This is a genomic window from Nocardia suismassiliense, assembly GCF_900269665.1.
Taxonomy (GTDB): Bacteria; Actinomycetota; Actinomycetes; order Mycobacteriales; family Mycobacteriaceae; genus Nocardia; species Nocardia suismassiliense.
The window spans coordinates 1675677-1702370 of sequence record NZ_LT985361.1; the positions used below are offsets into that span (position 1 = coordinate 1675677).

General features: G+C 67.7%; 27 protein-coding genes and 1 pseudogene. 15 read left to right on the forward strand and 13 right to left on the reverse strand.

The features are described from left to right. Positions 1–25 precede the first annotated feature (25 nt). Positions 26–1735: a serine/threonine-protein kinase gene (locus tag DBO33_RS07480; protein ID WP_107654368.1), complete on the forward strand. Its 1710-nt coding sequence runs from the start codon at positions 26–28 to the stop codon at positions 1733–1735. A gap of 76 nt (positions 1736–1811) precedes the next feature. On the opposite strand, the gene DBO33_RS07485 is transcribed toward DBO33_RS07480, so the two are convergent. The 3 genes from DBO33_RS07485 to DBO33_RS07495 all read right to left on the reverse strand — a co-directional run bounded on the left by DBO33_RS07485 (position 1812) and on the right by DBO33_RS07495 (position 5758). Further along, a complete protein-coding gene (locus DBO33_RS07485; protein WP_234390726.1) occupies positions 1812–2750 on the reverse strand; it encodes a patatin-like phospholipase family protein in 939 nt (312 codons plus the stop codon). A gap of 128 nt (positions 2751–2878) precedes the next feature. Continuing rightward, complete coding sequence (locus DBO33_RS07490; protein ID WP_107654370.1) at positions 2879–4684, reverse strand: acetyl/propionyl/methylcrotonyl-CoA carboxylase subunit alpha; 1806 nt, start codon at positions 4682–4684, stop codon at positions 2879–2881. 159 nt (positions 4685–4843) lie between these two features. Continuing rightward, on the reverse strand, positions 4844–5758 hold the full coding sequence (locus tag DBO33_RS07495; RefSeq protein ID WP_107654371.1) for a sulfurtransferase: 915 nt from the start codon (positions 5756–5758) through the stop codon (positions 4844–4846). 166 nt (positions 5759–5924) lie between these two features. Between DBO33_RS07495 and DBO33_RS07500 the strand changes: the two genes are divergently transcribed. Then, positions 5925–6785, forward strand: a complete 861-nt coding sequence (locus DBO33_RS07500) for a helix-turn-helix transcriptional regulator (protein WP_107654372.1) — start codon at positions 5925–5927, stop codon at positions 6783–6785. Here DBO33_RS07500 and DBO33_RS07505 read toward each other — a convergent pair. From DBO33_RS07505 to DBO33_RS07515, 3 genes are all read right to left on the reverse strand, one after another. Next, positions 6711–7343 (reverse strand): Maf family protein, encoded by a 633-nt coding sequence (locus DBO33_RS07505; RefSeq protein WP_107654373.1) that lies wholly within the window; start codon positions 7341–7343, stop codon positions 6711–6713. The two genes, DBO33_RS07500 and DBO33_RS07505, sit on opposite strands and share 75 nt — an antisense overlap. Continuing rightward, the gene (locus DBO33_RS07510; protein WP_107654374.1) at positions 7340–7678 is read right to left on the reverse strand and encodes an acyl-CoA carboxylase subunit epsilon; all 339 of its coding nucleotides are present in this window, start codon (positions 7676–7678) and stop codon (positions 7340–7342) included. Before DBO33_RS07510 ends, DBO33_RS07505 begins: the two co-directional genes overlap by 4 nt. A 161-nt stretch (positions 7679–7839) precedes the next feature. Then, positions 7840–9480, reverse strand: coding sequence for an acyl-CoA carboxylase subunit beta (locus tag DBO33_RS07515; RefSeq protein ID WP_107654375.1), 1641 nt, complete (start codon positions 9478–9480; stop codon positions 7840–7842). 207 nt (positions 9481–9687) lie between these two features. Between DBO33_RS07515 and DBO33_RS07520 the strand changes: the two genes are divergently transcribed. Together DBO33_RS07520 and DBO33_RS07525 are read left to right on the forward strand one after the other, a co-directional pair. After that, positions 9688–9873 (forward strand): hypothetical protein, encoded by a 186-nt coding sequence (locus DBO33_RS07520; RefSeq protein WP_107654376.1) that lies wholly within the window; start codon positions 9688–9690, stop codon positions 9871–9873. Between the two features lie 51 nt (positions 9874–9924). Then, the gene (locus DBO33_RS07525; protein ID WP_234390727.1) at positions 9925–10725 is read left to right on the forward strand and encodes a biotin--[acetyl-CoA-carboxylase] ligase; all 801 of its coding nucleotides are present in this window, start codon (positions 9925–9927) and stop codon (positions 10723–10725) included. 91 nt (positions 10726–10816) lie between these two features. On the opposite strand, the gene DBO33_RS07530 is transcribed toward DBO33_RS07525, so the two are convergent. Then, positions 10817–11770 (reverse strand): acyl-ACP desaturase, encoded by a 954-nt coding sequence (locus tag DBO33_RS07530; protein ID WP_107654377.1) that lies wholly within the window; start codon positions 11768–11770, stop codon positions 10817–10819. Between the two features lie 219 nt (positions 11771–11989). Here DBO33_RS07530 and DBO33_RS07535 point away from each other — a divergent pair, with 219 nt between their 5' ends. From DBO33_RS07535 to DBO33_RS07545, 3 genes are read left to right on the forward strand one after another with little or no spacing between them, the layout of a single operon-like run. Beyond that, complete coding sequence (locus DBO33_RS07535; protein ID WP_107654378.1) at positions 11990–12535, forward strand: PH domain-containing protein; 546 nt, start codon at positions 11990–11992, stop codon at positions 12533–12535. A gap of 9 nt (positions 12536–12544) precedes the next feature. Next, positions 12545–13222 (forward strand): response regulator transcription factor, encoded by a 678-nt coding sequence (locus DBO33_RS07540; RefSeq protein ID WP_107654379.1) that lies wholly within the window; start codon positions 12545–12547, stop codon positions 13220–13222. Position 13223: 1 nt separating this feature from the next. Then, on the forward strand, positions 13224–14531 hold the full coding sequence (locus tag DBO33_RS07545; protein ID WP_107654380.1) for a sensor histidine kinase: 1308 nt from the start codon (positions 13224–13226) through the stop codon (positions 14529–14531). Positions 14532–14555: 24 nt separating this feature from the next. On the opposite strand, the pseudogene DBO33_RS07550 reads toward DBO33_RS07545, so the two are convergent. Next, positions 14556–15080 (reverse strand): annotated as a pseudogene (locus DBO33_RS07550) (GtrA family protein); the annotation flags it as partial. 109 nt (positions 15081–15189) lie between these two features. Here DBO33_RS07550 and DBO33_RS07555 point away from each other — a divergent pair. From DBO33_RS07555 to DBO33_RS07570, 4 genes are all read left to right on the forward strand, one after another. Next, positions 15190–16413 (forward strand): 5-(carboxyamino)imidazole ribonucleotide synthase, encoded by a 1224-nt coding sequence (locus DBO33_RS07555; RefSeq protein ID WP_107654382.1) that lies wholly within the window; start codon positions 15190–15192, stop codon positions 16411–16413. Between the two features lie 48 nt (positions 16414–16461). Next, complete coding sequence (gene purE, locus DBO33_RS07560; RefSeq protein WP_107654383.1) at positions 16462–16962, forward strand: 5-(carboxyamino)imidazole ribonucleotide mutase; 501 nt, start codon at positions 16462–16464, stop codon at positions 16960–16962. A gap of 55 nt (positions 16963–17017) precedes the next feature. Beyond that, complete coding sequence (locus DBO33_RS07565; RefSeq protein WP_107654384.1) at positions 17018–17698, forward strand: TetR family transcriptional regulator; 681 nt, start codon at positions 17018–17020, stop codon at positions 17696–17698. A 131-nt stretch (positions 17699–17829) separates the two neighbouring features. Beyond that, positions 17830–18987 carry an acyl-CoA dehydrogenase gene (locus DBO33_RS07570; RefSeq protein WP_107654385.1) on the forward strand — a complete coding sequence of 386 codons (1158 nt, stop codon included), beginning with the start codon at positions 17830–17832 and terminating at the stop codon, positions 18985–18987. Between the two features lie 88 nt (positions 18988–19075). On the opposite strand, the gene DBO33_RS07575 is transcribed toward DBO33_RS07570, so the two are convergent. Next, positions 19076–19360: a GNAT family N-acetyltransferase gene (locus DBO33_RS07575; RefSeq protein WP_107654386.1), complete on the reverse strand. Its 285-nt coding sequence runs from the start codon at positions 19358–19360 to the stop codon at positions 19076–19078. Positions 19361–19401: 41 nt separating this feature from the next. Continuing rightward, a complete protein-coding gene (locus tag DBO33_RS07580) occupies positions 19402–20760 on the reverse strand; it encodes an FAD-binding oxidoreductase (RefSeq protein ID WP_107654387.1) in 1359 nt (452 codons plus the stop codon). 96 nt (positions 20761–20856) lie between these two features. Between DBO33_RS07580 and DBO33_RS07585 the strand changes: the two genes are divergently transcribed. Beyond that, positions 20857–21360 (forward strand): GtrA family protein, encoded by a 504-nt coding sequence (locus tag DBO33_RS07585; RefSeq protein WP_234390728.1) that lies wholly within the window; start codon positions 20857–20859, stop codon positions 21358–21360. A gap of 46 nt (positions 21361–21406) precedes the next feature. Here the strand turns inward: DBO33_RS07585 and DBO33_RS07590 are convergent, their stop codons facing one another. Genes DBO33_RS07590 through DBO33_RS07600 form a run of 3 tightly spaced genes read right to left on the reverse strand, consistent with a single transcriptional unit; the run spans position 21407 to position 23389 of the window. Further along, the gene (locus DBO33_RS07590; RefSeq protein ID WP_107654389.1) at positions 21407–22060 is read right to left on the reverse strand and encodes a Type 1 glutamine amidotransferase-like domain-containing protein; all 654 of its coding nucleotides are present in this window, start codon (positions 22058–22060) and stop codon (positions 21407–21409) included. Between the two features lies 1 nt (position 22061). Further along, positions 22062–22901, reverse strand: coding sequence for a maleylpyruvate isomerase family mycothiol-dependent enzyme (locus tag DBO33_RS07595; RefSeq protein ID WP_107654390.1), 840 nt, complete (start codon positions 22899–22901; stop codon positions 22062–22064). Beyond that, a complete protein-coding gene (locus DBO33_RS07600; protein WP_107654391.1) occupies positions 22898–23389 on the reverse strand; it encodes an HIT family protein in 492 nt (163 codons plus the stop codon). Before DBO33_RS07600 ends, DBO33_RS07595 begins: the two co-directional genes overlap by 4 nt. A 406-nt stretch (positions 23390–23795) precedes the next feature. Between DBO33_RS07600 and DBO33_RS07605 the strand changes: the two genes are divergently transcribed. From DBO33_RS07605 to DBO33_RS07615, 3 genes are read left to right on the forward strand one after another with little or no spacing between them, the layout of a single operon-like run. Then, complete coding sequence (locus tag DBO33_RS07605; protein WP_107654392.1) at positions 23796–24914, forward strand: Re/Si-specific NAD(P)(+) transhydrogenase subunit alpha; 1119 nt, start codon at positions 23796–23798, stop codon at positions 24912–24914. Further along, positions 24914–25228, forward strand: a complete 315-nt coding sequence (locus DBO33_RS07610) for an NAD(P) transhydrogenase subunit alpha (protein WP_107654393.1) — start codon at positions 24914–24916, stop codon at positions 25226–25228. Before DBO33_RS07605 ends, DBO33_RS07610 begins: the two co-directional genes overlap by 1 nt. A 17-nt stretch (positions 25229–25245) precedes the next feature. Beyond that, positions 25246–26661 (forward strand): NAD(P)(+) transhydrogenase (Re/Si-specific) subunit beta, encoded by a 1416-nt coding sequence (locus DBO33_RS07615; RefSeq protein WP_107660058.1) that lies wholly within the window; start codon positions 25246–25248, stop codon positions 26659–26661. Positions 26662–26694: the final 33 nt, after the last annotated feature.

The window sequence follows — 26694 nt, forward strand, 5'->3', positions numbered from 1 at the left end:
AGTCGACGGTGACTGGAGGTTCGCAATGGGGGAGGTGCGATTCGGGGGATATCGGCTGGAGCGTCTGCTCGGCAAAGGCGGGATGGGTCAGGTCTGGCTGGCCTACGACGACGCGAATGCACGCTGGGTGGCGTTGAAGCTCTTGCCGACCGAGCTTGCCGCGGATGCGGGGTATCGCAGGCGATTCGAGCGCGAGGCCGAGGTGGTGGCCAAGTTGCGGGATCCGCGTATTCCGCGGATCCATCGGTTCGGGGAGATCGACGGTCGGCTGTTCATCGACATGGAGTTCGTCGAGGGCCGCGATCTGGCGAGCACGATCGCCGCGGGGGCCCTGGCGCCCGCCGCAGCCGTCGGCATCGTCGCACAGGTGGCGGCCGCGCTCGACGTGGCGCACCGGGCCGGGCTGGTACACCGTGATGTCAAGCCGTCCAACATCGTCGTGCACGCCAGTGGCTTCGCCTATCTGATCGATTTCGGCATCGCACACGGCATCGGCCAGACCGCGGTCACCACCACCGGTTTGGCGATCGGCACCCTGGCCTACATGGCGCCGGAACGGTTCACCGGAAAGGCGGACGCCCGCTCCGACGTGTACTCGCTCGCCTGCGTCCTCTACGAATGCCTCACCGGCTGCCGCCCCTACGGCGACACCGACCCCGCCCAGCAGATGCACGCCCACCTGATGACCGACCCACCCCACGCCGCATCCCGCAACGCCGCCGTCCCCGCCACCCTGGACGCCGTCATCAGCCGCGGCATGGCCAAGAACCCCGCCGATCGTTATGCCACCGCAGGGGATTTCGCCGCCGCCGCCCATGCGGGCCTCGGCACCCAACTCCCTGCTCCCGCCCGTCCGTCGAAGTCGCTGGCGACGACCAAAGTGCTGCCGACTCCTGGCCCCGCACCTACTCGGGTAGCGACCCGGCTCGAGACGCTGGCTCCGAGTTATGCACGGCCGCAGCCGAATTCGCTAGTGGACCTCGGTCGTCCCGGGCAGCAGTCCCGTCCGATGGTCCCGCAGCAGCGGTACCCGGTCGGGTATGGGCGACGAGTCTTCCCTGCTCCGGCGAAACCGCCCAAGTCGCAGCGGTATTCGGGTACTCGCCGACGGCCGTCGGCTGGTCCGGTGCGGCGGCCGCGGCGTAAGCGGGGCGGTGTGTTGTCGAAGGTGATCGGCGCGCTGGTCGTCGTCTTTCTGACGCCGTTCATGCTGGCGGCGGGGTGTGTCGCGTTGCTGGCGTCGGCCGGCCGGGTCGGCGACTCGGGTGGGTCCGGTGCGCCGCCGCCGACCGCGATGGCGGAGGAGAACCCGGCGCCACCGCCCGAACAGCCCGAGTCGGTGGGGCTCGCGGCCGCGGGTACTCCGGTGCGGGACGGGAAGTTCGAGTTCGTGGTGCGCGATGTCGATACCGATGTCCGTCGAGTGGGTCTACAGGCGGCGTCGGGTTCGTTCGTGATCGTCACGCTCGAGATCCGCAACATCTCCGCCGAGCCGAAGCGGTTCCTGCCCTTCGGGCAGCGCCTGTTCGACACCCAGGGCACCCCGTTCGACCACAACGCCACCGCCACCATGTGGCAATCCGCCCAGCACGGCTACGGCTACTCGTTCGAGCTGACACCGGGCCAATCGGCAACCACCCAACTGGTTTTCGACGTACCCGCCGAAACGACCCCGACCCACCTCGAGCTACACGACTTCGTCCTCTCCAACGGCGTCGCTGTACGGCTGGATTAGCCCACACCCGGCCGGGCTTCGTCCACGGATCGACCGCGCCGTAGGTCGCGCGCTCGGTCAGGCGGCGTGCGAAGGGTCAGGCGACGCGGGCGTTGTCGGAGAGCGCCGTGTGGACAGCGTTGCGGCCAATCGTGAGCGCCTCGGCGAGCAGGGTGGTGTCGCGGGCGGCGCTGTCGATGTCCGGTGAGCCGAGGGGCGGATGGATCTGCAGGACGGCGTCACCGAGTTCGGCGAGAGCGCGGTCCTCTATGGCCTGCTGGTGCGGGCGTTGTATCCAGGCGCGGTAGGCACCGGGCGCGGTGGCGCGCAGATACCCGCCGCCGACAACACGGTGCAGCAGTGAGGCGGGCGGGCGCTGTTCGTCGATGCGACGGGTGCGCAGGACGAGTGCATGCGTGGCACCGCTGCGAACAGCGGTGCGGATGGGGACGGTTTCGGTAAGACCACCGTCGAAGTAGTGCGATCCGCCGAGCGGGACCGGCGGTCCGGCGAGGATCGGCAACCCCGCGGAGGCGCGCAGCGCGCGCATCAGGGTGCGCTTGTCCACGATGTACGGGTGCAGGTCCACCGCGCGGCCGGTGCGGATGTCGGTGGCGATGGGGTGAAAGGTGGTGGGGTTGGCCAGAATCGCCGGGAAATCCATCGGCTCGATCCCGTCGTAGACCTGATGCACCAGGTAGCGCAGGTCGAAGGCGGGCCGCCCGCGCAGCAGCCTGGCCGGGTCGATGGCGCGGCGCATGATCGCCGGATCGGTCCAGGAGCGCATGCCCGCGACGGCGCGTCCACCCAGCAGCCAGGCGCCGTTGATCGCGCCCGCCGAGGTGCCATAGACGGCGTCGAAAACCGCGCCGAGGCCCAGTTCCTCGATGGCCGACACCATGCCGCTCGAGTAGACCCCGCGACTGCCGCCACCCTCGACGACGAGCACCAGCCGATTTCCGTCGGCCCGAGTACCTGCCGCGCGGCGCGCGTGGATCACCGCCGCGACGGCGGAGACACTCGGCGTACTGGTCACCGGACCACGATACGACAGAGCGGGCGCGGACGTCATGGTCCAGCGCCCGCCCGAAGCGGTATTCGCCCTGCGTTTACGCGAGCACTACCTGGTCGTATCGGCTCGGCGCGCGCCGAACCGACTCGACCTCACTTGATCTCGGCGAGCACCGTGCCCTGGGTGATCGCGGCGCCCGCCTCGACGGACAGTCCGGTGACCACACCCGCCTTGTGCGCGTTGACCGGGTTCTCCATCTTCATGGCCTCGAGCACCACGATCAGGTCGCCCGCCTCGACGGACTGGCCCTCTTCGACGGCCACCTTCACGACGGTGCCCTGCATGGGCGCGGTGACGGCGTCACCGGAGGCGGCACCGCCGGCCGCGCCGCCACGCTTGCGCGGCTTGGGCTTCTTACGGATCACACCGGCGCCGTTGCCCGCGGCGGCGACAGCGCCACCACCGAGGCTGAACTGGCCGGGCAGCGAGACCTCGACGCGACGGCCGCCGACCTCGACGACCACCTTCTGCCGGGGCAGGTCCTCGTCGTCCTCGTCGGCCGGGGCACCGCCGGTGAACGGCTCGACGGTGTTGGTCCACTCGTTCTCGATCCACTTGGTGTAGACGTCGAACTTGCTGCCGTCACCGATGAACGCGGGGTCCTCGACGATCGCCCGGTGGAACGGGATGACCGTGGCCAGCCCGTCGACCTCGAACTCGGCCAGCGCGCGCCGGGCCCGCTCGAGCGCCTGGGTGCGGTTCTCGCCGGTGACGATCAGCTTGGCCAGCATCGAGTCGAACTGACCGCCGATCACGCTGCCTTCCACCACACCGGAGTCCACGCGCACGCCGGGGCCGCTGGGCTCGCGGTACACCGTGACCGGGCCGGGCGCGGGCAGGAAGCCGCGACCGGCGTCCTCACCGTTGATCCGGAACTCGAACGAGTGACCGCGCGGGGTCGGGTCCTCGGTGATGGTCAGTTCTTCGCCGTTGGCGATGCGGAACTGCTGGCGCACCAGGTCGATACCCGCGGTCTCCTCGGTGACCGGGTGCTCGACCTGCAGCCGGGTGTTCACCTCGAGGAACGACACCGTCTCGCCCTGCACCAGGTATTCGACCGTGCCCGCGCCGTAGTAACCGGCTTCCCGGCAGATCGCCTTCGCGGAGGCGTGGATCTTCGCGCGCACCTCGTCGGACAGGAACGGCGCGGGCGCCTCCTCGACGAGCTTCTGGAAGCGGCGCTGCAGCGAGCAGTCGCGGGTACCGGCGACCACCACGTTGCCGTGCTGGTCGGCGATGACCTGCGCCTCGACGTGGCGGGCCTTGTCCAGGTACTGCTCGACGAAGCATTCGCCGCGACCGAACGCGGCGGTCGCCTCGCGGGTGGCCGAATCGAACAGCTCGGGGATCTCCTCGATGGTGTGCGCGACCTTCATGCCGCGGCCACCGCCACCGAAGGCGGCCTTGATCGCGACCGGCACGCCGTATTCCTTGGCGAAGGCGACGACCTCGTCGGCGTTCTTCACCGGGTCCTTGGTGCCCGCGGCCATCGGAGCCTTGGCGCGCTCGGCGATGTGCCGGGCGGTGACCTTGTCGCCGAGGTCGCGGATGGACTGCGGCGAGGGGCCGATCCAGATGAGCCCCGCGTCGATGACGGCCTGGGCGAAGTCGGCGTTCTCGGAGAGGAATCCGTAGCCGGGGTGGATGGCGTCGGCGCCGGAGCGCGACGCGGCATCGAGGATCTTGTCGAAGACAAGGTACGACTCGGCGGAGGTCTGGCCGCCGAGGGCGAACGCCTCGTCGGCGAGCTTCACGAAGGGGGCATCGGCATCCGGCTCCGCGTATACCGCGACGCTGCCGAGGCCCGCGTCCTTGGCAGCCCGGATAACGCGCACGGCGATCTCGCCTCGGTTAGCTACGAGTACCTTCGTGATCCGTGCGCTGGCATGGCTGGGCACTGAGCCTCCTGTGTGCAATCTTTGGTCGCCCCGTGGTCGACGAAACTACGTCTCGGGCGAGTGTAGGCAGTCTGCCAACAGACGGCGCACTCGGCCAGTCCTACTCATCAGTAGGTCGTGGATCACACTCGCCCTGTCATGCGGAAAGGCGTGCGTGCGCTACCTGCCGCGGCTACGGCGTGCGGTACCGGCCGGTGCCGCACCGGGTTCAGTCCCCTTGGCGATCGGCATGCGCACCGAGTTGCCCCACTCGGTCCACGAGCCGTCGTAGTTACGGACGGTGTCGAACCCGAGCAGATAGGTCAGCACGAACCAGGTGTGGCTGGAACGTTCGCCGACCCGGCTGTAGACGATCAGATCGTCCGCGGCGCCCAGCGCGCCGTAGATCGCGTCCAGCTCGGCGCGGGAGCGGAAGCGGCCGTCGTTGTTGAACGCCTCGGTCCACGGAATGTTCGCGGCGGTGGGGATGTGCCCGCCACGCAATGCCGCGTCCTCGGGATTGATCGGCGGCTGGATTAACTCGCCGGAGTATTCCTCCGGCGAACGCACGTCGATCAGCGGTTTGCCGAGGTGGGCGAGGACGTCCTCGCGGAACGCCCGCACGGTGCTGTCGTCGCGGGTGACGGCCGGATAATCACTGGGGGTGAGGTGCGGGGTGTCGAAGGTGGTGTCGCGTTCCTCGGAAATCCAGGCGCCGCGACCGCCGTCCAGCAACCGCACATCCTGGTGTCCGAACAAAGTGAAAACCCACAATGTGTGCGCCGCCTGCGCGTTGCCCCGGTCCCCGTAGATGACCACGGTATCGTCTCGCTCGATTCCCTTGGCGCGCATCAACTCGGTGAATCGGGCACCGTCGATGTAGTCACGAGTGACCGGATCGTTCAGATCGCCCCGCCAATCGATCTTGATCGCGCCGGGAACATGCCCGATGTCATAGAGCAATATGTCCTCGTTGGACTCGACGATCTTGAGTCCCGACGTGCCGATGTTTGCCGACAGCCACTCTGTGGTTACTAGTCGGTGAGGATGTGCGTAAGAACCGAATGAGGGATGTGGGTCCGGAGCAGCGGGCACGATGTGGGTCCTTCACGCGTGGTAGACGGTAGTTTCTACGGTTCGGGTCTCACAGCGATGGTATGTGTGAGGCGTTAGTGACTCTCGTTTCAGATCACAAATCGGCTGAATGAGCGAATAAATCGCACCTGCATCCGATAAAGTCTCCCGGGAGGAGGGGTGAGCTATGTCCGATTCTTGGCCGCGGCGGCGACTGCTCGCGATCCTACGTGGCGCCAGCGAGCCTCTCGACGCCCAGGAACTGGCCAGAATCACCGGACAACACGTCACCACGGTTCGGTTTCATCTGGACGTGCTCACCCGGGAATCCCTGGTGCGGCAATTTCAGCAACCGCCCCGCGGTCGCGGACGTCCGCGCATCGGTTACAGCGCGGTGCAGCGATCGGTCGGTTATCAGGAACTCGCGCAGGTGCTCGCCGATCAACTCGGCCCCGATCCGCGCCGGCGGTCCGAGGCGGCCATCGCGGCAGGCCGGGCCTGGGGCGCGAAACTGGACGCCGGTGACCATCGGGTCGAGTCGCTGGAGGACGCCAAAGACGTCACTATGACGCTGCTTTCGGAGCTCGGCTTCGCGCCGGAACGCGATCCGAACGAGACCGCCGAGCAGGCGCTGATCCGGTTGACCGCCTGCCCGCTGCGGGAACTCGCGCGCACCCACTCCGAGGTGGTGTGCGGTGTGCACCTGGGCCTGATCAAAGAGGTCTTGGACCGCAACGGCGCACGCGGCGACGTGAATGTGCGCCTGCACCCGTTCGTCGAGCCGGAACTGTGTGTGGTCCGGCTGGAGATGCTGGCGCGGCGCGAACAGGACACGCGCCGGGAGACGGAACTGCGTCGCGATACCGAACTGCGCCGGGAGACGGAACTGCGGCGCGAGCCGGACAACCGCGAGGTCGCCACGGTGCCCGCGGTCGGCGACACCGGCGGCTCGGAGCCGCTGATCGCGCCGCCGTCAGCCGGCCGGGTGGCCCCACAGCTGCGTAACGGCGACCCCAACGTCGCCAAGCAGTCGGCGCAGCAGTGGTAGCCCGATGCCGATCACGCTCGACGGATCGCCGTCGATGCGGTCGACGAACCAGCCGCCGAGCCCGTCGAGGGTGAACGCGCCCGCCACCTGGAGCGGTTCGCCGGTGGCGATGTAGGCGTCCAGCTCGTCGGGCTCCGGCTTGGCGAAATGCACTGTGGTGGAGCTACAGTCGATCGCTTCGGCGGTGATGCGGCCGTCCTGGAGGCGGAGGACGCAGTGCCCGGTCACCAAATCGGCGCTGCGCCCGGCCATTTCGCCCCAGCGGGCCCTGGCCACCTCGGCGGTGTGCGGCTTGCCCTGTAGCTCGCCGTCCACCAGCAGCATCGAATCACAGCCGACGACAACACAATCGGCGGCTAGTTCGGGGATCGTCGCGGCGACCGCCGCGGCTTTTGCCCTGGCCAGTTCGACTACGACAACGTCGGGCGCGGTGCCCTCGGGCAGCGCGGCCGCGATCGCGTCCTCGTCCACGTCGGACACCCGGACGATCGGGTCGATGCCCGCCGAGCGCAGGACTTCCCGGCGGGCCGGGGAGGCGGAGGCGAGGACGAACTTCACCCGCGCAGGTGCGACAGCTGCGGGAAGGCGTAGGGGGAGAACGGGGAGGTGCCCCGGTGCATGAAGGTGGGGCGGCCCCACATGTCCGGCGGGCCGGACGGGCCGGCCGCGCTGGCGTTCGCTGCCGCGGTCAGCACGCAGACCAGCGCCGCGAGCTCCTCGTCGCTCGGGTTGCCCTTCACGACGGTGAAGAACGGCTTGGCCGCCTCGGCCGCGGACTCGGTCGCCGCTGCCCCGTCGACGTTGTGCGCCGCCTCGACCTCGGCGTCGAGCGAGCCGACGGTCAGGTCCAGTTCGGCGGCGGTCAAAACATCTTCTTCTGCCACGGTCGTCACAGTGCCAGATCCTCTCTTTGCCTGATCAGGCGTGTTCCCTGATGCGAAACCAGCGGACGGGTGATGCGATCACCCTCGGATCCACTCATTGCGTCTCTGTAACCAGTGTGCGCGGCATACCGAGGGTATCGCTGTACCCCAACCGGGTGTTGCGGTCTGAATCACAGCGGAATGTTGCCGTGCTTCTTCGGAGGCAGAGTTACCATCTTGCGCTCCAGCAACCGCAGCGCCGAGACGATCTGGCCGCGGGTGTGCGAGGGCGGGATGACCGCGTCCACGTATCCGCGCTCGGCGGCGACGTAGGGGTTCACCAAGGTGTCCTCGTACTCGTTCTGCAGCTGCAGCCGCAGCGCATCGACGTCTTCGCCGCCGTTCGCGGCCTCTTGCAGCTGCTTGCGGTAGACGAAACCGACGGCGCCCGAGGCACCCATCACGGCGATCTGCGCGGTCGGCCAGGCCAGGTTCACATCGGCACCCATGTGCTTGGAACCCATCACGTCGTAGGCGCCGCCGTAGGCCTTGCGAGTGATGACCGTGATCTTTCCCACAGTCGCCTCGCCGTAGGCGTAGAGCAGCTTAGCGCCGCGCCGGATGATGCCGTTGTACTCCTGGCCGGTGCCGGGCAGGAAGCCGGGCACGTCGACCAGGGTGAGGATCGGAATGTTGAACGCGTCGCAGGTGCGCACGAACCGTGCGGCCTTCTCCGAGGCGTCGATGTCGAGGCAGCCGGCGAACTGGGTCGGCTGGTTGGCCACGATGCCGACGCTGCGGCCGTCGATCCGCCCGAAGCCGACGATGATGTTCATCGCGCGCTCGGCCTGCACCTCGAGGAACTCGTCGTCGTCGAGCAGGCGACGGATCACCTCGTGCATGTCGTAGGGCTGGTTCGGCGAGTCCGGGATGATCGAGTCCAGCTCGCGGTCCTCGTCGGTGAGCGAGTCCTCGATCGCGCCTTCGATCGGGTCGGTGGCCGGGAAGCGCGGCGCCTCGGCGCGGTTGTTGCTCGGCAGGTAGGACAGCAGGTCCTTGACGTAGTCGAGCGCGTCCTGTTCACCGGAGGCCACGTAGTGCGCGACACCGGATTTCACCATGTGCGTGTGCGCGCCGCCGAGGTCCTCCATGGTGACGTCCTCGCCGGTGACCGTCTTGATGACGTCGGGGCCGGTGACGAACATCTGGCTGGTCCCGTCGACCATCACCACGAAGTCGGTGAGCGCGGGGGAGTACACGTGCCCGCCCGCGGCCGGGCCCATGATCAGCGAGATCTGCGGGATCACGCCGGAGGCCTGGATGTTGCGGTGGAAGATCTCGCCGTAGAGGCCGAGCGAGACGACACCCTCCTGGATGCGCGCGCCCGCGCCCTCGTTGATGCCGACCAGCGGACGGCCGGTCTTGAGCGCCAGATCCATCACCTTGACGATCTTCTCGCCGTAGACCTCGCCGAGGCTGCCGCCGAACACGGTGACGTCCTGGCTGAAGATGCAGATATCGCGACCGTCGATGGTGCCGTAGCCGGTCACCACGCCGTCGCCGAGCGGCCGGTTCTTGTCCAGGCCGAAGTTCACGCTGCGGTGCCGCGCGAGTGCGTCGAGTTCGACGAAGGAACCCTCGTCCAGCAGGGCCAGGATGCGCTCACGGGCAGTCATCTTGCCCTTGGCGTGCACCTTGTCGACCGCGGCCTCACCCATCGGGTGCTGCGCCTCTTCCAGCCGATTCCGCAGGTCAGCCAGCTTCCCGGCGGTGGTGTGGATGTCGGGGGCGCCCGCCGGATCTTGCGCGGACTGCTGCTGGACACTCGTCATGGCTCCGGAGTGTAACCAGTAGCAGTGCTTCCCACTAACCCAGTAGGGGCTACCGGTGGGTAAAAAAGCGCAGCTAGATCGCCTTGTGGTAGCGCGATTCCAGGTGTTTTGGCGCGTTTGCGCCGGTAGAAAATCGGTATCGCCCGCCATGGCGTCCAGTTAGCCTGGAGGAGTCCAGTTTTCGTGCTCAGGGGGAGGAGCCCAGATATGTGGGAATGGAGCAAGACCGTCGCGGAATACGCGGCCGCGGCGTCATGGACGAGCTGGCACGAGTTCGAAACCGAGCCGACGATAGTCGACCCGGATTTCCGGACCGAGTCGGCGCCCAGCGACGCTGAGGGCGTCGACGGTGCGGCCCGCGCACCGAGTATCGACTACATGCTCGTCGGTTAGTCGTCTCCGACCTTGTCGGGCCGGCTACCCCGCACCAAGTAGCCTGCCCGTGTGACCAGGTCCCCTTTGGCTGCGGAGCAGTTGCGACGCAGTCTCATCGAATCGCCCGAGCTGTCGTTCTTCCGCCACATCGAGGTGGTGGAGTCGACCGGGTCCACCAACGCGGACCTGATTGCCCGAGCCGGCGAACCGGACGCCGATCGCGCGGTACTCCTTGCAGAGGCGCAGGAGCAAGGGCGTGGCCGACACGCACGCACGTGGGTCAGCCCACCGCGAGCCCAGATCTCGATGTCGCTGCTGGTGCGGCTGCCCGGGATCGAGCCCGCGGTGCTCGGCTGGCTGCCGTTGCTCACCGGCGTCGCCGTGGTGGACGCACTGCGCACGACGGCCGGTGTCGCCGCGAACCTCAAGTGGCCCAACGATGTGCTGATCGATGGCCGCAAAGTGGCGGGCATCCTGGCTGAGGTCGCGTCGGGCAGCGAGGTACCGGCGGTGGTCGTCGGCGTGGGGCTGAACGTCAGCCTCACCGAGGCGGAACTGCCGGTGCCGCATGCCATTTCGCTCACCGTGGCCGGGGCCGAGGTGACCGACCGGACGCTGATCGTGCAGTCGATGCTGACCGAATTCGCCCGCCGTTTCACCGCGTGGCGCGACGCCGGTTGGCAGACGGCCGACCTCGCCGCCGCCTACCGGGAGCGATGCGCGACGCTGGGCGCCGAGGTGCGCGCCGAGCTGCCCGGCGGTCAGACGTTGACCGGCATCGCCACCGATATCGACGACGCGGGCCGGCTGTTGATCGGCGACAAGCCGGTCTCTGCGGGCGACGTCACCCACCTGCGCGCCGGCTACTGACTTCTCGAAAACCGAACAGCCGCACAAGTTCTGACTCTCCGCATGGGTATCGCGGTGCGGAAAGCCGGAAGCTGTGCGGCTGTTCGAGCCGTCAGGCGGGCTGCAACGCCGCCTTCGCCGCTTCCCTGGCGAACATGCGGTCGCGCTGCTCCTCGAACTTCAGCACGTCCTGCTCCAGCTTCTCGATGAACACCCCGAGTTCCTCGCGCGCCTGCTCACCGCGCGGCCCGAAGTCGTTGCGTTCGAAGATGTTCCAGTGCTTGAGCACCGGCGCCACCACATCCTCGAGGTGCTGGCGCAGGTCGTAGATGCCGTGTTTGGCCATCAGCACGCCGTTGCGGCGGAAGTTGGGCATGCCCGCGCCGGGCATGATGAAGTGGGTCAGGATCTTCGTGATCGCCATCATCGCCTGATCGGGCGCCAGGTCGATGCCCGCGCCGCACATGTTGCGGTAGAAGATCATGTGCAGATTCTCGTCGGCGGCGATGCGCTGCAGCATGCGGTCGGCGATCGGGTCGTCACAGACCTTGCCGGTATTGCGGTGGCTGACCCGGGTGGCCAGCTCCTGGAACGTCACGTAGGTAACGCTCTCCAGGAATCCGCCCCAGTTGTCCGGCGCCGAAACGCCATTGGTCATGTGGATCATCCTGGCCTGCTCCAGGGCCACCGGATCGACGCCGCGGGTGACCACCAGGTAGTCGCGGATGGCGATGCCGTGCCGGTTCTCCTCGGCGGTCCAGCGGCCCACCCAGGTACCCCACGCGCCGTCCTGCGAGAAGTTCTCGGCGATCTCGCGGTGGTAGGAGGGCAGGTTGTCCTCGGTGAGCAGGTTGGTGATCATCGCGACCTTGGCGACCTCGCTCAGTCTCGACTGCTCCGGTGCCCAGTCCTGCCCACCCATTGCGGCGAAGTTACGACCCTCGTCCCACGGGATGTAATCGTGCGGGTGCCATTCCCGCGCCAGCGAAAGGTGCCGGTTGAGATTCTGTTCGGCCACCGGCTGGAGTTCGGTCAGGATCTCCAGCTGAGTCAGGTCCTTGGTCACACATGCCTCCGAGGTCGTTGTTCGTCGACGTTGTTCGAGCAGAGCTGGTTACGGACAGAGCTACGAGCCAGATCGAGCGGAGAACTCCACAGCTGAGAGCGTTGACGCGAGCGAACGCTCGCGGCCGCGCGGGTGCGACACACGCAGGCAGACGATTGTGCAGCATGACGCGGTTCGGTGTCCGGCATTTCGGCATCTTCACGCGGTAGTGTTCCGGCCATGGGGTATCCGGAGGACGTACTCGCGCCGGAAGAGCAGCTGATCCTGCATCGTCATCCGCACTGGAAGATGCTGTTCTGGCCGATCGTGACTTTGATCGTCGCCACCGCGCTCGCGGGTTTCGCAGGGGGCATCGCCTCGCGTAAAGCCGAGGGGACCGCACGGACGACGCTGCTGATCGCGGTGCTCGTCATCTGGCTGGTCATCATCGTATGGCGTTGTGTCGTACCGGTTCTCAGTTGGAAGACGACGCATTTCATCATCACCGAACGGCGCGTGCTGGTGCGGCAGGGCGTGCTCACGCACACCGGCATCGACATTCCGATGAGTCGCATCTCGAGCGTGCAGTTCCGGCACGGGCTGTTCGACCGGATGCTCGGCACCGGCACGCTGATCATCGAATCGTCGTCCTCCGAACCGCTCGAGTTCGACGACATCCCGGCGGTGCAAAAGGTGCACGCGCTGCTGTACCACCAGGTATTCGATGTCGAACAGAGCGACAACGGGCGCGGCGCGCGCTGGGACGAGCGCGGCGACTACCGTTAACCTGGTCAAATGACGGCCGTACTGCTAGCAGAAGACGACGGGGCGATCGCCGCGCCGTTGTCGCGCGCACTGGGGCGCGAGGGGTACTCGGTCACCGTCGAGCGCTTCGGCCCCGCCGTGCTGGAGCGGGCCCTGGAGGGCCATCACGATCTGCTCATCCTCGACCTCGGCCTGCCCGGCATGGACGGGCTCGAGGTCTGCCGCCAGGTCCGGGCCCGCGGCGCCGACCTGGCGGTGCTGATGCTCACCGCGCGTACCGACGAGGTCGATTTCGTGGTCGGGTTGGACGCGGGCGCCGACGACTACGTCGGCAAGCCGTTCCGGCTCGCCGAGCTGCTCGCCCGGGTGCGGGCGTTGTTGCGGCGCAGCGGCATCGGCGACGACACGGTGGAGGTCGGCGGTATCCGGCTGGAGCCCGCGGCGCGCCGGGTGCTGGTGAACGGCATCGAGATCGGCCTGGCGAACAAGGAATACGAGTTGCTGAAGGTGCTGATCGACCGCGCGGGCCAGGTGGTGCCGCGCGAGACGATCCTGCGCGAGGTCTGGGGCGACGCCGAGCTGCGCGGCTCCAAGACGCTGGATATGCACATGTCCTGGCTGCGTCGCAAGATCGGCGACGAGGGGCCGATGGCCGAACGGCGCATCGTCACGGTGCGCGGTGTCGGGTTCCGGCTGAATACCGACTGACGTGCGGCGCAGAATCCTGCGGTCCATGCTCACCGTGCTGACGCTCACCACGGTGGTGCTCGGGGTGCCGCTGATCTACACGGCCTGGCTGTGGGTGGAGGACATCACCCGCGACGATTTGCAGGGCAAACTGGAGCGGATCGCCGCGGCGATCATCGTCCAGGAACACGGCGACGGCATGGTGCTCGGCGAGCTCGACACCCGCGCGGTGGAACCGTTGCTACCGCAGGACGGCAAGCTCACCATCATCTATCCGGCGCCGCACGACAACGCCTCGCGCGCGGACGTCGGCGCGGACCAGGTGACCGACCCCCTGGTCGAGTCGCTGTCCATGGGCACCAAGGGCTCGCTGCGCCTGGAGGTGCCCTCGGCGCCGATGCACGCACGGCAGCGCCAGGCCGTCGGCGTGGTGGCGCTGGCGGTGCTGGCCTCGCTCGGCGCCGCCGTCTCGGTCGCGGTGATCACCGCGCGCCGGGTCGCCGATCCGCTGCGCGATGTGGCGGCCAGGGCCGCCCGGCTGGCGATGGGCGATTTCCGGCCGGACCCGCGCAGGCACGGCATCTCCGAACTCGATCGCGTCTCCGACGTGCTCGACTCGGCCACCGTCGAGATCGCCGGGCGGCTCCAGCGCGAGCACGCCCTGGTCGCCGACGTCTCGCATCAGCTGCGCAGCCGGCTCACCGCGGTGCGGTTGCGGCTGGACGAGTTGTCCACCCACGCCGATCCCGAGGTGGTGCACGAGGCGGAGGAGGCGATGGCGCAGGTCGATCGGCTCACCGAGGCCATCGACGATCTGGTCCGCGCCTCCCGCGACGAGGACGCCGCCGATCTCGACCCGGTGCCGGTGATGGCGGAGCTGCGCGGCGTGGTCGCCGAGTGGACGCATCCGTTCGCCGAGAAGGGCCGGGCGCTGACCCTCACCGGGGACGAGTCGTTGCTGGCGCCGATCACCGGTTCGCGACTGCGCGAGGCGGTCGCGGTGCTGGTGGACAACGCGCTGATGCACGGCGGCGGAACCTGCACGGTATCGGTGCGCACGGTGCGTCCCGGGGTCGATCGAGATCCGCTGGTGTGTGTGGAGGTCGCCGACGAGGGTGACGGGGTGCGCGACGAACTCGCGCCGCACATCTTCGATCGAGGATTCTCCGCGGGTGGCTCGACCGGGGTGGGGCTGGCGCTGGCGCGGGCGCTGGTGGAGGCCGACGGCGGGCGGCTCGAGTTGCAGCGGCGCAGGCCCGCGTTGTTCGCGGTGTTCCTCGGTTCGTCGGCGTATCGCACGCAGAACGCGGTGGCTACCGAGCCGCGCTGAGCGGACCGCTCAGTTGCGGCCGAATTCCTCTTCGACCAGGTCTTCGAATTCGGCGGCGATCTCGTTCATCTCGTCGGGGAATACCCAGCGGCGCATCGCCCAGAATCGGAATGCCATCTGCAGCAGGTTGCCGATGATGAAGGCGCTGATGAAGTCCGCGATGTTCTCGACGGTGAAGCTGACATCGGGCTGGCGCAGATCGAAGACGTAACTCGAGATCCACAGCGGAATGAACGCGAGCACCACACCGACGCCGCTGACTCCGAAGAACAGCAAGGCCTCGTGATGCCGTTCGCGACCGCCCCGGTTCCGGAACGACCATTCGCGATTCAGGATGTAGGACGCGATAACCGCGATGACACCGGAGATAATCTTCGCGGTGACCGGCTTCTCGGAAAGCACCGTCCATTTCAGGGCATAGAAGATGCCGCTATCGATCACAAAGGTTGTCGCACCGACGATGGCGAACTTGATCAGTTCCCGATGCCGGAGCGCGATCCTTGCGACAGGCCTGGGAAGGACGCTCACCACGTCGTCGACGAATGACACGGGGCCGAGTGTACCGCTAGCCGGTGGTCTCGCTTCGGGTCGTCCAACCGCTGGGGACTACCGCCGGACACCGTTGCGCGGCTCCCGCGCGAGGGCATTTCCGCCGGTTATGACAATATTGTCCGACGTGAGTACCGGCCGGTCCTTTGATCCCTCTGCTATGCCCACCGTCACAATGATCGGCGGTGGCCAGTTGGCGCGCATGACGCATCAGGCGGCCATCGCGCTCGGCCAGCGGCTGCGTGTCCTCGCCGAGCACCCGGACGACCCGGCCGCCCAGGTCAGCCCCGAGATCGTGTTCGGCAGTCACACCGATCTGGCCGCACTGCGCAAGGCGGCCGTCGGGTCGCACGCGCTGACCTTCGACCACGAGGGCGTGCCGACCGAGCACCTCGAGGCGCTGGTCGCCGAGGGCGTGAACGTGCAGCCGCCGCCGGAGGCCCTGGTCTTCGCGCAGGACAAGCTGGCCATGCGGGTCAAGCTGTCCGAGCTCGGTCTGCCGGTGCCCGCGTTCGCGCCGGTGACGACCGTCGAGGAGGCGGTGCGGTTCGGCGACGAGCAGGGCTGGCGGATCGTGCTCAAAGCGGTGCGTGGCGGTTACGACGGCCGCGGCGTGTGGATGCCGGAGTCGGCCGACGCGGCCGCCACGATCGTGGCCGATCAGCTCGCGCACGGCGTGCAACTGCTCGCCGAGGCGAAGGTGGATCTGAAGCGCGAACTCTCGGCGATGGTGGCGCGCTCGCCGTTCGGGCAGGCCGCGACCTGGCCGGTGGTGCAGACCGTGCAGCGCAACGGGCAGTGCGCCGTGGTGATCGCGCCTGCGCCGGATCTCGACGACGACCTGGCCGCGGCCGCGGAGACACTGGCACTGAACCTGGCCAGAGAGCTCGGTGTGGTCGGCGCGATGGCGGTGGAGCTGTTCGAAACCCACGACGGCAAGCTGCTGGTGAACGAGCTGGCGATGCGCCCGCACAACTCCGGGCACTGGGGCATGGACGGCGCCCGCACCGGCCAGTTCGAGCAGCACCTGCGCGCGGTCCTGGATTACCCGCTCGGCGACACCAGCCCGCTGGCCCCCGTCACGGTGATGGCCAATATCCTCGGCGCGGCCGAGGCGCCGGCCATGTCGATGGACGAGCGCCTGCACCATCTGTTCGCGCGCATGCCCGACGCCAAGGTGCACATGTACGGCAAGGGTGAACGCCCCGACCGCAAGATCGGGCACATCAACATCCTCGGTGACGACGTCGCCGCGGTGCGGGAAAAGGCTGAGCGAGCGGCACATTGGATGTCGCACGCGGTATGGACCGACGGATGGGATCCGCACCAGTGAGCGTGGTGCGCGAATCGATCTGGCAGACAAGCGAAGTGAGGCGCACGCATGAGTAACCCGCAGGTCGGCCTGATCATGGGCAGCGATTCGGACTGGCCGACCATGGAAGCCGCCGCGGAAGCGCTGGCGGAGTTCGGCATTCGCTTCGAGGTCGGCGTCGTCTCGGCGCACCGCACGCCGCAGCGCATGCTCGACTACGCGCGCGAAGCCGCCGACCGCGGCCTTCAGGTCATCATCGCGGGCGCGGGCGGTGCCGCCCATCTGCCCGGCATGGTCGCCTCCGCCACCCCGCTGCCCGTCATCGGCGTCCCCGTCCCCCTCAAATACCTCGACGGCATGGACTCCTTGCTGTCCATCGTTCAGATGCCCGCAGGCGTCCCGGTGGCCACCGTGTCCATCGGTGGCGCCCGCAACGCAGGCCTGCTCGCGGTCCGCATCCTCGCCGCCCACGACCCGGACCTGCGCGCCCGCATGGTGCAGTTCCAAGCCGGGCTGGAGAAGATGGTCCTCGAAAAAGACCAGGCGCTGCGCAGCAAACTCCTCGGCTGACCCGGAAACACCTCGGGTACATAAACCCGCGTGCCCGGCTCGCTACGGTGAGCGGGTGACTACTGGTGACATCCGCCCGCGCAGCGGGGACGACAACACGCGGTTCCGGCTGACCGTGGTCGATCAGGCGTTGCGGTTGTTCGCTGAGCAGGGGTACGAGGCGACCACGGTCGAGGAGATCGCGGAGGCGGCGGGGATTTCCCGGCGGACGTTCTTCCGGCAGTTCCGCTCGAAAGAGGACGTGATCTTCGCCGATCACGAGTCGCAGCTGGCGCAGGCGGCGGAGTTTCTCGCCGCGCACGGGGGAGACCCGTGGGAGACCGTGTGCGAGGCGGTGGTGCAGGTCTTCGAGCGGTTCACCCAGTGGCGGGAGATCGCGGCGCGGCGGTATCAGGTGGTGCGGCGGGTGCCCGCGCTGCGCGAACGCGAGATCGTGACCGTGTTCCGCTACGAGCGGTTGTTCACCGACTACCTGCGCGATCGGCTGCCCGAGGAGCCTGATCTGGCGCGGGTGCAGTACACAGCTGCGGTGACCGCCACACACAACTATCTGCTGCGGCGCATGGTGCGCGGGGAATCGGACGCGGGCGCGGCGGATCTGCGCGTCGAACTGGCCGCGATTCCCCGCGGGGTGCGGCGACTCGCCGCCGATGAGCTGGTGGTCGCGGTGTTTCCCCGCGATACCCCACCCCGGCAGGTCGCCGACCTGGTAGCTCGCAAACTCGGTAGTCTCTGATCTAGGTCAGTGCGACCAATCTGACACTGGGTGCCATGGAGTATCCGCACGTTGCGGCCTGTCCTGGGCGTATACTTCAGAATGGTGTGGCACTGAGTGCCGACGTGTACCGACGACCAGGAGTGAGCCCCATGGCGGGAAACCCCGATTTCGACCTGTTCAAGCTCGAGGACTTCCACGACGAACTGCGTGCGGCCATCCGCGGGCTGGCGGAGAAGGAGATCGCTCCGCACGCCAAGGACGTCGACGGTAACTCCCGCTTCCCCGAGGAGGCGCTGACCGCGCTCAACGCGGCGGGCTTCAACGCGGTGCACGTGCCGGAGGCCTACGGCGGCCAGGGCGCCGACTCGGTGGCCACCTGCATCGTGATCGAAGAGGTCGCCCGCGTCTGCGGCTCCTCCTCGCTCATCCCCGCCGTGAACAAGCTCGGCACCATGGGGCTGATCCTCAACGGCTCCGAGGAACTCAAGCAGCAGGTGTTGCCGGACATCGTCAACGGCGAGATGGCCTCCTACGCGCTGTCCGAGCGCGAGGCCGGTTCCGACGCCGCAGGCATGCGCACCCGCGCGAAGCAAGAGGGCGACGACTGGATCCTCAACGGCTCCAAGTGCTGGATCACCAACGGCGGCAAGTCTTCCTGGTACACCGTGATGGCGGTGACCGATGCGGACAAGGGCGCCAACGGTATTTCGGCGTTCCTGGTGCACAAGGACGACGAGGGTTTCGTGGTCGGCCCGCTCGAGCACAAGCTCGGCATCAAGGGATCGCCTACGGCGGAACTGTATTTCGAGAACTGCCGGGTGCCGGGTGACCGCATCGTCGGCGAGCCGGGCACCGGTTTCAAGACCGCGCTGCAGACCCTGGACCACACCCGCCCGACCATCGGCGCGCAGGCCGTCGGCCTCGCGCAGGGCGCGCTCGACGCGGCCATCGCCTACACCAAGGACCGCAAGCAGTTCGGCAAGGCGATCGCCGACTTCCAGAACACCCAGTTCATGCTCGCCGATATGGCGATGAAGATCGAGGCCGCCCGCCTCATGGTCTACACCTCGGCGGCGCGCGCCGAGCGCGGCGAGAAGAACCTCGGTTTCATCTCCGCCGCCGCCAAGTGTTTCGCCTCCGATGTCGCCATGGAGGTGACCACCAACGCCGTGCAGCTGTTCGGTGGCGCGGGCTACACCACCGATTTCCCGGTGGAGCGGATGATGCGCGATGCGAAGATCACGCAGATCTACGAGGGCACCAACCAGATTCAGCGTCTGGTCATGTCGCGCGCGCTGCTGCGCTGAGCGATTCGACAACAGGAAAGGCGGTGCCGAGATTCGTTCTCGGCACCGCCTTTTCGCTGCCGAGAGCGGCGGGGAAGGTGATCTACTCCTAGCCGACCAGGTCGGCGTATTCTCGGTGCTCCTCGATGTACTTCTCGACGTACCAGCAGGTGGGGATGACGGAGTAGCCGTTGTCGCGCGAATCTTTCAGCGCGTATTCGACCACCTGGGCGGCGACGCCGCGGCCGCGGAATTCGGGGAAGGTCATCGTGTGGTGGAAATCGCGGACCTTCGGGTCGTCACGCTGGGCGTAGTCGGCGTAGCCGGCCAGGGTGTCGTCGAGATAGATCTCGAAACGAGTATCGGCGACATTGTGCTCGAGCCTGGTGGTCATGATCTTGTCGAACTCCTTCGCGGCCGGAAATGTTCCATGGACTAGAGAATTGCGCCTGGATTGAGAATGCCGTGCGGGTCGAGCGCGTCCTTGATGCGGTGGGTCAGGGCCATCACGTCCGCGCCGAGCTGATCGGGCAGCCACGCCTTTTTCAGCCGCCCGACGCCGTGCTCGCCGGTAATGGTGCCGCCGAGCGCGATCGCCAGGTCCATGATCTCGCCGAACGCGCGGTGCGCGCGCTCGGTCATGGCGGCGTCGGCCGGGTCGTGCACGATCAGCGGGTGGGTGTTGCCGTCCCCGGCATGCGCGATCACCGACACCAGCACGTCGTTGCGCGCGGCGATCTCGGCGACACCGGTCACCAGGTCGCCGAGCCGGGGCAGCGGCACTCCGACGTCCTCGAGCAGCAGCGTGCCCAGCTTCTCCACCGCCGGAATCGCGAAACGCCGTGCGGCGGTGAAGGCTTCGCCTTCCTCGGGGTCTTCGGTGTGGAAAACCTCGGCCGCACCGGCTTTTTCACACGCGGCGACCATGATCTCGGCTTCCCGCTTCGCGAACTCGCCCGGCGCGTCCGAGCGGGCGACCAGCAGGCCCGCGGCACTGCGATCCAACCCCATCCGCAGCTCGTCCTCGACCGCATTGATGGAGACCGAATCCATGAACTCCAGCATGGCGGGCCGTAATTCGGCGGTGATCGCGAGGATCGCGTCGATGGCGGCGGTCAAGGTCGCGAAGGTCGCGACCACCGTGGTCTGCGGTGGTTGCGCGGGCAGCAGCCGCAGCGTCAGTTCGGTGATGACGCCGAGGGTGCCTTCGCTGCCGACGAAAAGCTTGGTCAGCGACAGCCCGGCCGAGTCCTTGAGTCGCGGCCCGCCGAGCCGCACTACCGTGCCGTCGGCGAGTACCACCTCCATACCGAGCACGTAATCGGTTGTCACGCCGTACTTCACGCAGCACAGACCGCCCGCGTTGGTCGCGGCATTGCCGCCGATCGAGCAGATCTCGAACGACGAGGGGTCGGGTGGATACCAGAGCCCGTGCTCGGCGACCGCGCGCTTCACCTCGGCGTTCAACAGGCCGGGCTGCACCACCGCTGTCCGGGTCACCAGGTCGACGGTGCTCGCCCGCATCCGCTCGGTACTCAGCACGAGGCCGCCGTCGACCGCCGTGGCACCGCCGGACAGGCCGGAACCCGCACCGCGCGGCACCACCGGCACCTTGTGCGTATGCGCCCAGCGCAGCGTCGCGGCGACATCGTCGGTGCTGGTAGCGCGCACCACGGCGAGCGGCGTGCCCGCGTCGGGATCACGGGCCCAGTCCTGCCGGTAACTGCCGAGCAGGTCGGGATCGGTGACGACCGCGCCGTCTGGGAGCGCGTCGATCAGGTCATGCAGGTCCACGACTCCACGCTAGCTGGCGCGGGCGGTAGCGCCGAGCACCTGGCGGGTTTGCCGTTTGATCATCTGACGGACATCTGCCGCTGGCAGGCTGGCCGCGTGCACGAGCTGGCGAGAACCACCGACACCCTCGCGGACCGGTTCACCCGATGGTGTGAAGCGGTGGTCGCGCGCTTGCCGTGGGGTCTGAACACTCTGGTCCCCGCGACGTTCCTCGGCTTCGCGCTGATCAACAGCTTCACCTTCGCCGTCGACCTGGTACTGCTCACCATCTTTCACGGTTGGTGGGGCCTGCCGGTGTGGCTGTCGGTCACCATCGCCTACGTGTGCGCATTCGGGCTCAGCTTCGTGCTCAACCGCACCTTCAATTTCCATTCGCACGCACCGGTCGGCAGGCAGGCCGCCGTGTACGGGGTGGTCGTCGCGATCAACTACGTCGCCTTCATCCTCGGTGTCGGCAGCGGCCTCACCGCGCTGGGCCTGGAGTACCACCTGGCCAGGCTGCTGGCCGGCGGCTGCGAGGCCGTCTACATGTACAGCGCGATGCGCTGGGTCGTGTTCCGCCGCGACCCGAAATCCGACCTTGCACCGCACGCCACGTGAGGTCCTGGCGTCATAGGTGTTGGCGACGAGCAGCGGCTGTGGTCGTTCAGGACGCCGCTCGACTGATCAGCACCTCGGTACGCTCGCCGTCGACGACGATGGCGTCGTCGTCGGTGAGCGCCCAGTGCGGGATGCCTTCCGTGCGATAGAACTCCGCGAGCAGGGCGCACTGGCCGGCCGGGTCGGTGGGGGAGTCGATGTGCGGCACGATCCGGCGGCCGACCAAACCCAGTCCCTCCCAGAGCGGTTCGATGCCGCACGCCGACACGACCTCGGCGGGATCGTCCGCGGACTCCAGCCCATGCAGATCAGGGGTCATTACACAGGCGCCCGCGCTGTAGCCCGCGTACACCAGCGTGTCCGCGGCGAGCAGCCGGGGCAGCACGAGATCGGCGCCGCTGCGGGCGAATTGGGCCCGCAGCACGAAGGTATTGCCGCCGCGCACCCAGATCATCGGGAACCCGGCCAGCGTCCGCTCCAACTCCTCGGGGCGCCCGACGAAGTCACGCAGGTCGACGGTCTCGGGCTGGTAGCCCAGCTTGCGCAGCGGCACCACATCACTGGTGACCGCTGCCTCCCACGCGTCGGGCCAGGCGTCACAGGCGTTGGGGATCAACGCGACTCGCCCCGGCTCGCCGACCAGCGCTGCGAGCCGATCGTAGTGCGCCCCGAACCGGTAGCTGGACAGGAAGAGTCGCATCTCAGATGGTGAAGGCGAGGTTGTGCACCAGCCGCTGCCCGAGCTCCGTGTCGCCGGTGATGGTGATCGCGTCGAGGTGCTCGTCCGCGCTCGTGCGTCCGCCGCCGAGCCGGACGAAAACCTCGGAGGGCAGCGCGATCTCGACCGTGGCGGGCTCGTCGAACGCGTCCACGTAACCCGCACGACCCGCCACCTGGATGTGCAGAGTTCGGGCCAGCGACCCGGTCAGCGTGAAGGTGATCCGCGAACCTTCCGGCGCCCCACCCTTTTTCACCACGACGCGCGGCACACTGCCGAGGAACTCGGTGAACGCCAGCTCGCCGCGTCGCCCGCCTTCATCGACCCGCACGCCGAGCGCGTCGGCGATGTCGAGTTCGTGCATCCAGCAGTCGAACAGCCGCACCCGCATGAACCGGCCGTAGCTGACCTGCCCGATCGGCGACTGGGTCTGCGCCTGCCACTCCTGCTCACCCATGGCGGCCAGGGCCTTGCGCCTGCGGTCGACGACCTCGCGGAACTCGGCCAGCAGCCGAGGACCGGACAGCGGCCGCAGCCGGTCCACCCAGATCTCGTTGAGCACGCCGGTCTCGTTGCGGATGTGCGGCAGCGTGCGCACATCGGTCTTCACCGTGGTCGGGTCGTGCGGCGGCGGCCGCTCGCCGAGCAGCCACGACTCGGTGCCGACGACATGGGCGACCACGTCGAACACGCTCCAGCCCGGCAGCGATGTCGGTGTGCGCCACTGGGTTTCGTCGAGGTCGGTGACCAGCGCGGCGATCGCGTCCCACTGTTCGGACAACCGGGCGGGCAGCTCGGTCCGGTCCAGGGTCGGGTCGGTCATTCCTGCGCTCCTTCTTCCGGGCGTTCCATCCCCAGTTTCCCATTGCGGCCCGGCTTTTCATCGCGCTCCAGCGCCGCGATCCCCGCCTGGATGGCGGCCGCGGTGGACTCCGCGTCGTGCGGGCGGCGCAGCACCACCCCGGCGGCGAAGCGGAACTTGTCGCCGTGCTTGCGCGGGATCACGTGCAGGTGCACGTGCGCGACGGTCTGAAAGGCGGCGGTACCGTCGTTGAGCAGCAGGTTCGCGCCGTCGGCGGCGAGGGTGCTGCGCCGCACGGCCAGCGCGAGCCGGTGCCCGGCGCGGAACACGTACGCGCCGAGCTCGGCGTCGAGATCCTCCAGCTCGGCGGCGTGCTGTTTCGGCACCACCAGCATGTGGCCGCGGGCAATGGGCCGGATATCGAGGAAGGCGCAGAGGGTGTCGTCTTCGTACACCTTCGTTGCCGGGGCCTCGCCTGCCACGATGCGGCAGAAGACGCAGTCGTTCACAACGCTGGACCTTACGGCGTACGAGCGGTGTGGAACACCCCAGTCGGCGAATCGCCCATGACGCGCGTCACTCTGCGCGCCCGCGAGCACGCCCTGACCTGCTGTCGAACCCCCGGGTAAGTAATGGACCTGCGGGTTCGCTCTTGTCGCGATCACCTGAAGCGACAACCATCAGTACCGGCGCTCATCCGATCAGCCGAACGCGCGGGAGGTGACCACGTTGTCCGCAGCACATTCGACAATCCGGCAAACCGGTGGAATCCGGCATGATCTTGTGACGGGCGTCTCAGCGGGTTGCACAAAGCGCCGGGTACAGTTGCGAGGATTTGGGCGACCTTACTCTGAAGTAACATCGTCCGGCCGTCCATCTGATGCCTGAAGCTCAGCACGAGAAGGAACTGACATAGTGGAGACAACGCAGAGCGTAGGCGCCGAGTCGCCGCGCGGCGCGCGTGTCGGAGTCGTTCGCGAGTCCAACGCGGGCGAACGACGTGTCGCATTGGTGCCGAAGATCATTCCGTCCCTGCTGAAGCAGGGTGTGCAGGTGGTGGTCGAGTCCGGTGCCGGGCTCGGCGCGCTCATTCCCGACAGCGCCTACGAAGCGGCAGGCGCGACGATCGGCGATCCGTGGTCGGCCGAGGTGATCGTCAAGGTCGCGCCGCCCAGCGACGCCGAGGTGGCCAAGCTTTCCGACGGCCAGACCCTGATCGGCTTCCTTGCCCCGCGCAACGCGGAGAACCAGATCGGCAAGCTGAAATCCGCTGGCGTGCAAGCCTTCGCGGTGGAGGCGATCCCGCGCATCTCGCGCGCCCAGGTGCTGGACGCGCTGTCGTCCCAGGCCAACGTCGCCGGTTACAAGGCCGTGCTGCTCGCGGCGTCGGAGTCGACCCGCTTCTTCCCGATGCTCACCACCGCGGCGGGCACCGTGAAGCCGGCGACCGTGCTGGTGCTCGGCGTCGGCGTGGCCGGCCTGCAGGCGCTGGCCACCGCCAAGCGACTCGGCGGCCGCACCACCGGCTACGACGTGCGGCCCGAGGTCGCCGATCAGGTGCGGTCGGTCGGTGCGCAGTGGCTCGACCTCGGCATCGACGCGGCTGGTGAGGGCGGGTACGCCCGCGAGCTCACCGATGAGGAGAAGGCCAAACAGCAGCAGGCGTTGGAAGACGCGATCAAGGGCTTCGACGTGGTGATCACCACCGCGTTGGTGCCGGGGCGTCCCGCGCCGCGACTGGTCACCGCCGCCGCGGTCGAGGGCATGAAGCCCGGCAGCGTGATCGTCGACCTGGCGGGGGAGACCGGCGGCAACTGCGAGCTCACCGAACCCGGCGAGGTCGTGGTCAAGCACGAGGTCACCATCGCCTCGCCGTTGAACCTGCCAGCCACCATGCCCGAGCACGCCTCCGAGCTGTACTCGAAGAACATTTCGGCACTGCTGGAACTGATGCTGGTCGACGGGAAGCTCGCGCCCGACTTCAGTGATCAGGTCCTCGCGGATTCCTGCGTCACACGTGAGGTGGAAGCCTGATGTACACCGAACTTCTCGCGAACATCGCGATCCTGGTGCTTTCCGGGTTCGTGGGATTCGCCGTTATTTCCAAGGTTCCGAACACTCTGCACACCCCACTCATGTCGGGTACCAACGCCATTCACGGCATCGTCGTGCTCGGCGCGCTGGTCACCCTCGGTAACGTGCAGGATCCGTCGATCCTGACCCAGATCATCCTGTTCGTCGCCGTCGTCTTCGGAACCCTGAACGTCATCGGTGGTTTCGTGGTGACCGACCGCATGCTCGGGATGTTCAAGGGCAAAAAAGCAGCCCCGGTGAAGGCGGAGAAGTGATGCATACCTTCGACAATGTGACCTACCTGGTCAACGGGCTCTACATCATCGCCTTCGGCATGTTCATCTACGGCCTGATGGGCCTGACCGGGCCGAAGACCGCGGTGCGCGGCAACCTGATCGCCGCGGTCGGCATGTTCATCGCCGTCGTCGCGACCCTGATCTCGGTGCGGCACACCAGCAACTGGATCCTGATCATCGCCGGCCTGGTGGTCGGTATCGCGCTCGGCGTGCCGCCGGCCAAGTTCACCAAGATGACCGCCATGCCGCAGCTGGTCGCCGCGTTCAACGGCGTCGGCGGTGGCACGGTCGCGCTCATCGCGTGGTCGGAATTCATCAACAGCCAAGGGTTTTCGCACTTCGACGAAGAGCCCACCGTGCACATCGTGGTCGGCTCGCTGTTCGCCGCGATCATCGGTTCGATCTCGTTCTGGGGCTCGCTGATCGCGTTCGGCAAGCTGCAGGAGATCCTGCCCGGTCGCCCGATCGGTCTCGGCAAGTTGCAGCAGCCGCTGAACCTGCTGCTGCTGATCGGCGCCATCGCGGCGGCGGTGGTGATCGGCATCGGCGCCACCAACGACGGTGTCTCCCAGCTGTGGATGATCGCGGTGCTCGTGCTGGCCGGTGTGCTCGGCCTCGCGGTCGTGCTGCCGATCGGTGGCGCGGACATGCCCGTGGTCATCTCGCTGCTCAACGCGCTCACCGGATTGTCGGCCGCCGCAGCGGGTTTGGCGCTGAACAACACCGCGATGATCGTGGCGGGCATGATCGTCGGCGCGTCCGGCACCATCCTCACCAACCTGATGGCCAAGGCGATGAACCGGTCCATCCCGGCCATCGTGGCGGGCGGATTCGGTGGCGGCGGAACGGCTCCCGGTGCGGGCGGCGACGGCGAGGCCAAGCAGGCCAAGGCCACCTCGGCCGCGGACGCCGCGATCCAGATGGCCTACGCCAACCAGGTCATCGTGGTGCCCGGCTACGGCATGGCCGTCGCGCAGGCGCAGCATGCGGTCAAGGAGATGGCGGCGCTGCTCGAAGCCAAGGGCGTCGAGGTCAAGTACGCCATCCACCCGGTCGCGGGTCGCATGCCCGGTCACATGAACGTGCTCCTGGCCGAGGCCGAGGTCTCCTACGACGCGCTCAAGGAGATGGACGACATCAACGGTGAGTTCTCCCGCACCGACGTCGCCCTGGTCATCGGCGCCAACGACGTCACCAACCCGGCCGCCCGCGAGGACGCCAGCAGCCCCATCTACGGCATGCCGGTGCTCAACGTCGACCAGGCCAAGAGCGTCATCGTGCTCAAGCGCTCGATGAACTCCGGCTTCGCGGGCATCGACAATCCGCTCTTCTACGCCGACCACACCTCCATGCTGTTCGGCGACGCGAAGAAGTCCGTCGGTGCGGTCACCGAGGAGCTGAAAGCGCTGTAGGACCGGCGGTTTCACCGCAGCTGCCCGCGGTTC

Excerpts from the sequence above, each read along its gene's own strand:
- DBO33_RS07480 (WP_107654368.1), top strand. The coding sequence starts at position 26 with ATGGGGGAGGTGCGATTCGGGGGATATCGGCTGGAGCGTCTGCTCGGC.
- DBO33_RS07500 (WP_107654372.1), top strand. The coding sequence starts at position 5,925 with ATGTCCGATTCTTGGCCGCGGCGGCGACTGCTCGCGATCCTACGTGGC.
- DBO33_RS07515 (WP_107654375.1), bottom strand. The coding sequence starts at position 9,480 with ATGACGAGTGTCCAGCAGCAGTCCGCGCAAGATCCGGCGGGCGCCCCC.
- DBO33_RS07520 (WP_107654376.1), top strand. The coding sequence starts at position 9,688 with ATGTGGGAATGGAGCAAGACCGTCGCGGAATACGCGGCCGCGGCGTCA.
- DBO33_RS07535 (WP_107654378.1), top strand. The coding sequence starts at position 11,990 with ATGGGGTATCCGGAGGACGTACTCGCGCCGGAAGAGCAGCTGATCCTG.
- DBO33_RS07540 (WP_107654379.1), top strand. The coding sequence starts at position 12,545 with ATGACGGCCGTACTGCTAGCAGAAGACGACGGGGCGATCGCCGCGCCG.
- DBO33_RS07555 (WP_107654382.1), top strand. The coding sequence starts at position 15,190 with ATGACAATATTGTCCGACGTGAGTACCGGCCGGTCCTTTGATCCCTCT.
- purE (WP_107654383.1), top strand. The coding sequence starts at position 16,462 with ATGAGTAACCCGCAGGTCGGCCTGATCATGGGCAGCGATTCGGACTGG.
- DBO33_RS07570 (WP_107654385.1), top strand. The coding sequence starts at position 17,830 with ATGGCGGGAAACCCCGATTTCGACCTGTTCAAGCTCGAGGACTTCCAC.
- DBO33_RS07575 (WP_107654386.1), bottom strand. The coding sequence starts at position 19,360 with ATGACCACCAGGCTCGAGCACAATGTCGCCGATACTCGTTTCGAGATC.
- DBO33_RS07590 (WP_107654389.1), bottom strand. The coding sequence starts at position 22,060 with ATGCGACTCTTCCTGTCCAGCTACCGGTTCGGGGCGCACTACGATCGG.
- DBO33_RS07595 (WP_107654390.1), bottom strand. The coding sequence starts at position 22,901 with ATGACCGACCCGACCCTGGACCGGACCGAGCTGCCCGCCCGGTTGTCC.
- DBO33_RS07610 (WP_107654393.1), top strand. The coding sequence starts at position 24,914 with ATGTACACCGAACTTCTCGCGAACATCGCGATCCTGGTGCTTTCCGGG.